Genomic DNA, 9237 nt, shown 5'->3' with positions numbered 1-9237 from the left:
ATTTAAAATTTAAATAAACTTTTTATTCTGTTTTTGAGCGATGTTTTTCTTATTTAAAAACATAAAACTAAGCGACGTTTTTAGTTAGCAAGCTAGCTACCGTCAATTTGCAGACGTCATAAGGATATTTCTGAATTGGCAATTCTGCGTTACGTATCGTAAAGAAATATTTACGAAAACCTCGTTAAAGCTCAATGGACAACCGTCGCATGGGAGGGTGTAAGGAAAAGCTGCCGGAGTCCGCGGGTCAGCGCGCCGCGAGAGGCTTTGGCGCGCTTGTTTCCGGGGCTCGGGAAGGGTGAGATGCGCCCCATGCCTGTCGTGCAGGTGCATAACAAGAAGGAGGCGCAATGAACGCCGTGACTGATCTCCACTTCTCTGCGTGGGACGGGATTTTCCTCGTCCGCGTCGAAGGCCCGCAAAGGCCTGACTCAATTTTTGCAGCCGCCCGAGCGACTCGTGGCGGACACACGCAATCCCGGCAACCGCCACGCTGATCCAGCGGGGTCTGGCAGCAGGGGGTTAGCGGTGTACAATGCGCCGCGTTTTAACTGTGACCCTCTGCGTAATCGCGCAAACCTCAAGGCTATCCGCCTTGTTCACTCCGTGGCGCCACAAGCGTTTCGGGTTCGATTTCGTCACAGATAAAAACAAACAGGTGACGCATGACCGTTGTAAATGAGCTGAACTCCTGGTGCCTGCGCTGGGGTTTGATCGGGGCTGCCTGAAATCGCAACCTTGCAGCAACGTCTACTGAACATCATCAAACCTTGCGTGAGACCTTTTTCATGAGTGGACAACCCTCGCAATCAGGTACGCTTAAACGCGGCCTGAAAAATCGCCATATTCAACTGATCGCCCTCGGTGGCGCGATCGGTACCGGATTGTTCCTCGGCTCGGCCGGGGTACTCAAATCTGCCGGCCCGTCGATGATCCTCGGCTACGCCATCTGCGGCTTCATCGCCTTCATGATCATGCGCCAGTTGGGCGAAATGATCGTCGAAGAGCCGGTGGCCGGTTCCTTCAGCCATTTCGCGCACAAGTACTGGGGCGGCTTCGCCGGTTTCCTGTCGGGCTGGAATTGCTGGATTCTGTACATTCTGGTGGGCATGTCGGAGCTGACGGCGGTCGGCAAATACATTCACTACTGGGCGCCGGACATTCCGACGTGGGCTTCTGCGGCAGCCTTCTTCGTGCTGATCAATGCGATCAACCTGGCCAACGTCAAAGTCTTCGGTGAGGCCGAATTCTGGTTCGCGATCATCAAGGTCGTGGCCATCGTCGGCATGATCGCACTCGGCAGCTACCTGCTGGTCAGCGGCCACGGCGGTCCGCAAGCCTCGGTGAGCAACCTGTGGTCCCACGGCGGTTTCTTCCCCAACGGCGTCAGCGGTCTGGTGATGGCAATGGCAATCATCATGTTCTCCTTCGGCGGTCTGGAAATGCTCGGTTTTACCGCTGCTGAAGCCGACAAGCCGAAAACCGTGATCCCGAAAGCGATCAACCAGGTGATCTACCGCATCCTGATTTTCTACATCGGTGCACTGGTGATCCTGCTGTCGCTGACCCCATGGGACAGCCTGCTGGAAACCCTCAACGCGTCCGGCGACTCCTACAGCGGCAGCCCGTTCGTGCAGGTGTTCTCGATGCTCGGCAGCAACACCGCTGCGCACATCCTCAACTTCGTGGTACTGACGGCGGCGTTGTCTGTGTACAACAGCGGCACCTACTGCAACAGCCGCATGCTGCTCGGTATGGCCGAGCAGGGTGATGCGCCGAAGGGCCTTGCGAAGATCGACAAGCGCGGCGTGCCGGTGCGTTCGATCCTGGCCTCGGCGGCAGTGACCGTGATTGCCGTGCTGCTGAACTACCTGATTCCGCACAGTGCCCTGGAACTGCTGATGTCGCTGGTGGTTGCGACGCTGGTGATCAACTGGGCGATGATCAGTTTCTCGCACTTCAAGTTCCGCCAGCACATGAACAAGACCCACCAGACGCCGCTGTTCAAAGCGCTGTGGTACCCCTACGGCAACTACATCTGCCTGGCGTTCGTGGCGTTCATTCTGGGCGTGATGCTGCTGATCCCGGGCATCCAGATCTCGGTGTACGCGATTCCGGTGTGGGTTGTGTTCATGTGGGTCTGCTACGTGATCAAGAACAAGCGCAGCGCACAAGATGCGTTGCCTGCAACCGCCAAGTAACCGCGCGCGCAGAAACAACAAACCCGGCCAAGTGCCGGGTTTGTCATTTTCAGGGTTCACACAAACCCCCACAGTTTTGATCTCCAACAGGCTGCAGGTCTGAATCAAGGTATCCTGCACGCTCTGAATACGGACGCTTTTCCATGCTGGTGATTTCCAACAATGTGCATCTGCCGGATGCCGAGATCGAATTGACGGCCATTCGCGCCCAGGGCGCCGGTGGGCAGAATGTCAACAAGGTCTCCAGCGCTGTGCACCTGCGCTTCGACATTCCGGCCTCGTCCTTGCCTGAATTTTACAAGGAGCGGCTGCTGGCGCTGCGCGACAGTCGCATCACCAGCGACGGCGTGTTGATCCTAAAGGCCCAGCAATACCGCACGCAGGAAGCCAATCGCGCCGACGCGCTGGAGCGTCTGGTCGAGCTGATCCTCAGCGCCACCAAAGTCGAAAAGAAACGCCGCCCGACCAAGCCGACCCTCGGTTCAAAGAAGCGCCGGCTGGAGTCGAAAACCAAGCGCGGCAGCATCAAGGCCGGACGTGGCAAAGTGGATTTCTAGTCTTCGCGGTATTTGGCCGTGTGTTTGTACAGGTACACGCTCAGCGCCAGACCGCTCAACGCTGCAATGGCCGCGAAAAGGAAGATCGAGGCAAAGCCGAATCCTGCCGCAATGGCCCCGGCCAACGGCCCGGTGATCCCCAGCGACAAGTCGATGAACAGTGAATAGGCGCCGACTGCCGCGCCACGGCTGGAGGCCGGCACCAGGTTCACCGCCTCCACGCCGAGCGCCGGGAATACCAGCGAGAATCCGAAACCGCTCAACGCCGCACCGGCCAGCGCCCAATGTGCATCGGGCGCCAGCCACAACAACAGCAAACCAAGGGTTTCCACCGACAGGCAGGCAATCGCCACGCGGAAGCCGCCGAGACGATTGATCAGGTTGCCGAACAGCAGGCGTGCGCCGATGAAGCTGGCGCCGAACAGGCTCAGGCACAGCACGGCGTTTTCCCAATGCTGGGTGGCGTAATACAAGGTGATGAAGGTGGCGATGGTGCCGAAACCAATCGAGCCCAGCGCCAGACCGCAGCCGTGGGGAAACACTTTGCCGAGCACATGGATGAACGGCAGACGTTCACCGGCCACAATCGGTGCGGCGGTTTTCGGCCACGCCAGCGCCAGGCCAAGCACGGCCAGCAAGATGATGCTGACGCCCATGCTCCACAAACCCAACTGAGCGACCAGCCACACGCCGAAGGGTGCGCCGACCGCCAGTGCGCCGTAACTGGCGATGCCATTCCAGGAAATCACCTTGGCCGTGTTGGCCGCGCCCACCCGGCCGATGCCCCAGCCAATCGAGCCTGAACCCACCAGGCTTTCGGCGCTGCCCAGCACCAGTCGACCGATCAGCAGGCTGATCAGGCTGAGCATCGGCAAGTTCGGTGTCCACGCCGAAATCAACATGAACACGCCGCTCAAACCGCAGCCGGCGAGGCCAATCATCACCGCACGCTTGCTGCCCTGGTTATCGATGATCTTGCCAGCGTAGGGACGACTGAGCAGGGTGGCGAGGTATTGCACGCTGATCACCAGCCCGGCGATCACCGCGCCAAAACCGAGGTCGCTGTGCACGTAACCCGGCAACACGGCGAGCGGGATGCCGATGTTCAGGTAGCCGATAAAGGTGAAGAGGACGATGGAAACGACTTGCAGCGTAACCGCCAGGGGGCGCTGGGGTGGCATAGAGGACGACATGGGTAACGATCCACGGGAACGGCAGATTAGATAGGCTGCTTATGATACCGGCGCGGACGACGCTGGGGCGGGAAAAGTAAAACTATTTGTCGGGCGGCGAGTTCAGGGCTTGGCGGGTGCAACCAGTTGCGTGGTGACCAGGGCGGCGAGAGCGTTTTCTTCGCTGCCGAAACGGGCGAGCAGGGCGGCTTGCTTCTCTGGCGAGAGGCGGTTCCAGATTTCGATCATTTTCTCGGTGGCACCGATCAGGACGGCAGCTTGGCTTTCAGAGAATTCGTCGGTCATGGCGGGCTCGAGGTTTCAGGCAGTGTGGAAAGCGCATGTTAGCGCTTTCCACACGGTCTGTACGACGGGTCTTACTCTTCGTTGTCGGCCGGGCGGCTCTCAACGGCTTCTTTCGGCTCGGGCTGTTCGGCGCCGGCTTGTTGCGTGGTCGTCTGCTCAGGTACGTGCAGGCTTGGGAAGGGGAGATTAGGAATCTCGTGCATGGTTGCGCTCCTCGCTAAGTCTGTTGATAGATCTGGTAGATCCGCGCTTTTAGAAAGCCTGCGAAGGATACAGCAGGAAAAATGACAATCAGACTTTTAATTCAAAATAATGCGACAGATGGCCGCAGGGGCACAGCTCACCGCCAGACAAAAGTGGGAGCGGGCTTGCTCGCGAAGGCGGTGTGTCAGGCAACCTGGTTGTTGAATGACACGCCGCCTTCGCGAGCAAGCCCGCTCCCACAGGGAGTTGCGGTGCTCGGACTATTGGCTGACGTCAGCGATAGCCTGAGCCAGCAGTGCAAGGCGCGTGGCGTCGATGCCGGCGACGTTCGCCCGACCGGAGCTGACCATGTATACGCTGTGCTGCTCACGCAGTTGCTTCACCTGCTCCGGCGACAGGCCGGTGTAGGAGAACATCCCGCGTTGCACGCCGATGTGTGCAAAACGCTCGCGCAAGCCGTGCGGTTCCAGCGCTTCGACCAGACCGCTGCGCAGTTGCGCAATACGCAGACGCATGGCTTCCACTTCATCGGCCCAGCGCGCTTTCAGCTCCGGGTCGGCGAGGATGGTCGCGACCACTGCCGCGCCGTGATCCGGTGGCGTCGACCACAGGTTGCGGGCGATGTTGGCCAGTTGACTGCGGATGTCGAGGAGCTTGTCGGCGCTTTTCGCGCAGACAATCAGCGCACCGGTGCGGTCGCGATACAGGCCGAAGTTCTTCGAGCAGGAGCTGGTGATCAGCAGCTCGGGAACTTGCGCTGCGAACAGCCGCGTCGACCACGCATCCTGTTCCAGACCCTCGCCAAAGCCCTGGTAGGCAAAGTCGATCAGCGGCAGCAGGTTACGGTGGCGCACCACGTCGAGCACGCGTTGCCAATCGTCGTGGTTCAAGTCAAAACCGGTCGGGTTGTGGCAGCACGCATGCAGCAGCACCACGTCACCCTTCGGCACTTCGTTGAGCACGGCGAGCATGGCGTCGACGTCGAGGCGGTTGTCGCTGCCCACATACGGGTAGTGACTGACCTTGATCCCGGCCGCGGCGAAAATGGTTTCGTGGATTGGCCAGGTCGGGTTGCTCAACCATACGCCCTTGCCCGGCAGGCACTGAGCGATGAAGTCAGCCGCCAGACGCAGGGCACCGGTGCCGCCCGGTGTTTGAGTGGCGCCGGCACGTTGCTCGGCGATCAGCTTCGAGTCGGCGCCGAGCACCAGCTCGTTGATGACTTTGCCGAACAGCGGGTTGCCGTGGCCACCGATGTAGGTCTTGGTGTCCTGGCTTTCGACCAGTCGCGCTTCGGCGATTTTCACCGCTTCGGGGATCGGTGTCAGGCCTTGGGCATCCTTGTAGACGCCAACGCCGAGGTCGAACTTGCGCGGGTTGGTGTCCTGCGCATAGGCCTCCATCAAGCCGAGGATCGGGTCGCCGGGTACCCGGCCGATGGCGTCGAAATGCATTACTTGCGTCCTTCTGCGGTCTTGGCCACTTCGTCAGTGCGCGCGGCCATGATGAAGTCGTTGCGGTGCAGGCCTTTGATCGAGTGGCTCCACCAGGTCACGGTGACTTTGCCCCACTCGGTCAGCAGGCCCGGGTGGTGACCTTCGGCCTCGGAAATCTCGCCGACCGCGTTGGTGAACGCCAGTGCGTGCTTGAAGTTCTTGAACAGGAAAACTTTCTCCAGTTGCATGATGCTGTCGCGTACTTCGATGTTCCAGTCAGGGATCTGCTTGATCAGGATCGGCAGTTCTTCGTCGCTGACTTGTGGCGCATCGGCGCGGCAGGCTTCGCAGTGGGCTTGGTTCAAAGTGGACATGGTGTATTCCTGAAATCGAGTGTGTTTTTTTTATTAAAGCGTTTGAGCCGTCAATGCCGTCACGCTAAACCAAAGTGACGGCGACGGACAGGCTCAATTGTCAGCAAAAGTCGCGGTTCACGCGGCTTTCGGTTTCGGCGGAAATTTCGGTGCGTGCAGACCCAGCTGCATGCCCTGGCGAACCATGGCCATGATGTCTTCATGGGCCACGTCGAACAGACGCTTGAGGTTCGGCAGGACAAAGTACAGCGGTTGCAGAATGTCGATGCGGTACGGCGTGCGCATCGCTTCGAGCGGGTCAAAGGTCTGGTGCTCGGGCTCGTCCGACAGCGAATAAACAGTTTCTTTTGGCGAAGACAGAATGCCGCCGCCGTAGATGCGTTTGCCTTGCGGGGTGTCGACCAGGCCGAACTCGATGGTCATCCAGTACAGGCGCGCCAGGTAGACGCGTTCTTCCTTGGTCGCTTGCAAGCCGAGCTTGCCGTAGGTGTGGGTGAATTCGGCGAACCACGGGTTGGTCAGCAGCGGGCAATGACCAAAGATCTCGTGGAAAATATCCGGCTCTTGCAGGTAGTCCAGTTCTTCGCGGGTGCGGATAAAGGTAGCGACGGGAAACTGCTTGCTGGCGAGCAATTCAAAAAAGGTCTGGAAGGGTATCAGCGCCGGGACACGGGCGACCTGCCAGCCGGTGGTCTCACCGAGTACCTTGTTGATCTCGCCCAGTTGCGGAATGCGGTCGTGGGGCAGACCGAGTTTTTCGATACCGTCCAGATATTCCTGGCAGGCACGCCCTTCGATCACTTTCAACTGGCGAGTGATCAGCGTGTTCCACACCGCGTGTTCTTCGGCGGGGTAGTCGATAAAACCTTGCGCATCGGGCTCGCGGGCCACGTATTGCGTCTGCTTCATACTGCTCTCCTGCTAGGGGAATTCGTTCTTGTTATGTCCAGCGATGGACCAAGAATTACCCGAGAGCGTGGCGCTGTGCAGTAAGTTGAGCGGGGCGTGCGTAGGAAGTTTCTCTGGATTTCGTAAAATAATCGTTACACTTTAGGCGGTATCTCGTATTTGCGGCGATTCGCAAGTTTGAAAAGCTCGGCTACTGTCACATAATCTTGACAACTATCTGCGCGCCTCGACAGAAAAGTCGGGTCATGCGCCGCCATCGGGCTCGGTATTTTTCCCTGTGGGATCGTGTCCAGCCCTTACTTTTTTATCGTCGGGTCTTTTCTATGCGCATCAAAGTCCATTGCCAGAACCGCATCGGCATCCTGCGCGACATCCTCAATCTGCTCGTGGAATACGGGATCAACGTCGCGCGCGGCGAGGTCGGTGGTGAGCATGGCAATGCGATTTACCTGCACTGCCCGAACCTCATCAACATCCAGTTTCAGGCACTGCGTCCCAAGTTCGAGGCGATTGCCGGGGTGTTCGGCGTCAAGCGGGTCGGGTTGATGCCGAGCGAGCGGCGGCATATGGAGCTGAACGCCTTGCTCGGCGCGCTGGAGTTTCCGGTGTTGTCGATCGACATGGGCGGCTCGATTGTCGCGGCCAACCGCGCGGCGGCGCAGTTGCTGGGGGTGCGGGTCGATGAAGTGCCGGGCATTCCTTTGTCACGCTACGCCGAAGATTTCGACTTGCCGGAACTGGTGCGTGCCAATAAATCGCGGATCAACGGCATGCGCGTCAAGGTCAAGGGCGACATCTTTCTCGCCGACATCGCCCCGCTGCAATCGGAACACGACGACAGCGAAGCCATGGCCGGCGCCGTGTTGACCCTGCATCGAGCGGATCGCGTTGGTGAGCGTATCTACAATGTGCGCAAGCAGGAGTTGCGCGGCTTCGACAGCATTTTCCAGAGCTCGAAAGTCATGGCAGCGGTGGTGCGCGAGGCGCGGCGCATGGCGCCCCTCGACGCGCCGCTATTGATTGAAGGTGAAACCGGAACGGGTAAAGAGTTGCTCGCACGCGCCTGCCACCTCGCCAGCCCGCGCGGGCAGTCGCCGCTGATGGCGCTCAATTGCGCAGGTTTGCCGGAATCAATGGCCGAAACCGAACTGTTCGGCTACGGCCCTGGTGCCTTTGAAGGGGCGCGCGCCGAAGGCAAGCTCGGCCTGCTGGAATTGACGGCGGGCGGCACGTTGTTCCTCGATGGCGTCGGCGAAATGAGTCCGCGTCTGCAAGTGAAGCTGTTGCGCTTTCTGCAGGACGGCTGCTTCCGTCGCGTCGGCAGTGATGAAGAGGTATATCTGGATGTGCGAGTGATCTGCGCGACTCAGGTCGATTTGTCCGAGCTCTGCGCACGGGGCGAGTTTCGCCAGGATTTGTATCACCGCTTGAACGTGCTGTCCCTGCATATCCCGCCGCTGCGCGAATGCCTCGACGGGTTGACGCCGCTGGTCGAACACTTTCTCGATCAGGCCAGTCGGCAGATCGGTTGTTCACTGCCGAAACTGGCCCCGGCGGCGATGGACCGGCTCAGCCATTACCACTGGCCGGGCAACGTGCGGCAACTGGAAAACGTGTTGTTCCAGGCGGTGTCGCTGTGCGACGGCGGCACGGTGAAGGCCGAGCATATTCGTTTGCCGGATTACGGTGTGCGTCAGCCGCTTGGCGATTTTTCTCTGGAGGGCGGGTTGGACGAGATTGTCGGGCGCTTCGAGAAAGCCGTACTGGAGCGCTTGTATTCCGAGCATCCGAGCAGTCGGCAGTTGGGCAAGCGGCTCGGGGTTTCGCACACGACGATTGCCAATAAGCTGCGCGAATATGAAGTCGGTAAAACCGGGTTGTAGCTCACGGGATGTATTGTCTGTAATGGCCTCTTCGCGGGCAGGCTCGCTCCCATAGGGGGATGCATTTCAAATGTGGGAGCGAGCCTGCTCGCGAAAGCGATAGTCCAGGCAACCTTAGCGCCAGACATTGCCACCTACCGGCATAACACCGCCGGTTTTTCGACTTCGATACATTTCCAGTTTCCCCGCAAAATC

General features: G+C 59.3%; 9 protein-coding genes. 3 read left to right on the top strand and 6 right to left on the bottom strand.

What is annotated here, in order from left to right; all coding sequences use genetic code 11:
- Positions 1-788 precede the first annotated feature (788 nt).
- Together AACY19_RS21915 and arfB are read left to right on the top strand one after the other, a co-directional pair.
- Complete coding sequence (locus AACY19_RS21915; RefSeq protein WP_339453697.1) at positions 789-2201, top strand: amino acid permease; 1413 nt, start codon at positions 789-791, stop codon at positions 2199-2201.
- A 143-nt stretch (positions 2202-2344) separates the two neighbouring features.
- Complete coding sequence (arfB, locus tag AACY19_RS21910; protein WP_083366627.1) at positions 2345-2758, top strand: alternative ribosome rescue aminoacyl-tRNA hydrolase ArfB; 414 nt, start codon at positions 2345-2347, stop codon at positions 2756-2758.
- Here arfB and AACY19_RS21905 read toward each other — a convergent pair.
- From AACY19_RS21905 to phhA, 6 genes are all read right to left on the bottom strand, one after another.
- The gene (locus tag AACY19_RS21905) at positions 2755-3951 is read right to left on the bottom strand and encodes an MFS transporter (protein ID WP_339453696.1); all 1197 of its coding nucleotides are present in this window, start codon (positions 3949-3951) and stop codon (positions 2755-2757) included. The genes arfB and AACY19_RS21905 overlap by 4 nt on opposite strands.
- 102 nt (positions 3952-4053) lie before the next feature.
- Positions 4054-4236, bottom strand: coding sequence for a hypothetical protein (locus tag AACY19_RS21900; RefSeq protein ID WP_003222790.1), 183 nt, complete (start codon positions 4234-4236; stop codon positions 4054-4056).
- A gap of 71 nt (positions 4237-4307) precedes the next feature.
- Positions 4308-4439: a hypothetical protein gene (locus AACY19_RS21895; protein ID WP_339453695.1), complete on the bottom strand. Its 132-nt coding sequence runs from the start codon at positions 4437-4439 to the stop codon at positions 4308-4310.
- Positions 4440-4700: 261 nt separating this feature from the next.
- Complete coding sequence (locus AACY19_RS21890) at positions 4701-5894, bottom strand: amino acid aminotransferase (RefSeq protein WP_339453694.1); 1194 nt, start codon at positions 5892-5894, stop codon at positions 4701-4703.
- Positions 5894-6250 carry a 4a-hydroxytetrahydrobiopterin dehydratase gene (locus AACY19_RS21885; protein ID WP_003222798.1) on the bottom strand — a complete coding sequence of 119 codons (357 nt, stop codon included), beginning with the start codon at positions 6248-6250 and terminating at the stop codon, positions 5894-5896. The genes AACY19_RS21890 and AACY19_RS21885 overlap by 1 nt, the downstream gene beginning before the upstream one ends.
- 117 nt (positions 6251-6367) lie before the next feature.
- On the bottom strand, positions 6368-7159 hold the full coding sequence (gene phhA / locus AACY19_RS21880) for a phenylalanine 4-monooxygenase (protein WP_194936404.1): 792 nt from the start codon (positions 7157-7159) through the stop codon (positions 6368-6370).
- Positions 7160-7482: 323 nt separating this feature from the next.
- On the opposite strand from phhA, the gene AACY19_RS21875 reads away from it, so the two are divergent.
- On the top strand, positions 7483-9042 hold the full coding sequence (locus AACY19_RS21875; protein ID WP_339453693.1) for a sigma-54-dependent transcriptional regulator: 1560 nt from the start codon (positions 7483-7485) through the stop codon (positions 9040-9042).
- Positions 9043-9237 lie beyond the last annotated feature (195 nt).

Origin of the sequence: Pseudomonas sp. EA_5y_Pfl2_R50 (assembly GCF_963970475.1) — a bacterium.
Taxonomy (GTDB): domain Bacteria; phylum Pseudomonadota; class Gammaproteobacteria; order Pseudomonadales; family Pseudomonadaceae; genus Aquipseudomonas.
Note: the sequence above shows the minus strand (reverse complement) of the source record. Positions and strands in the feature narration are given on the sequence as shown.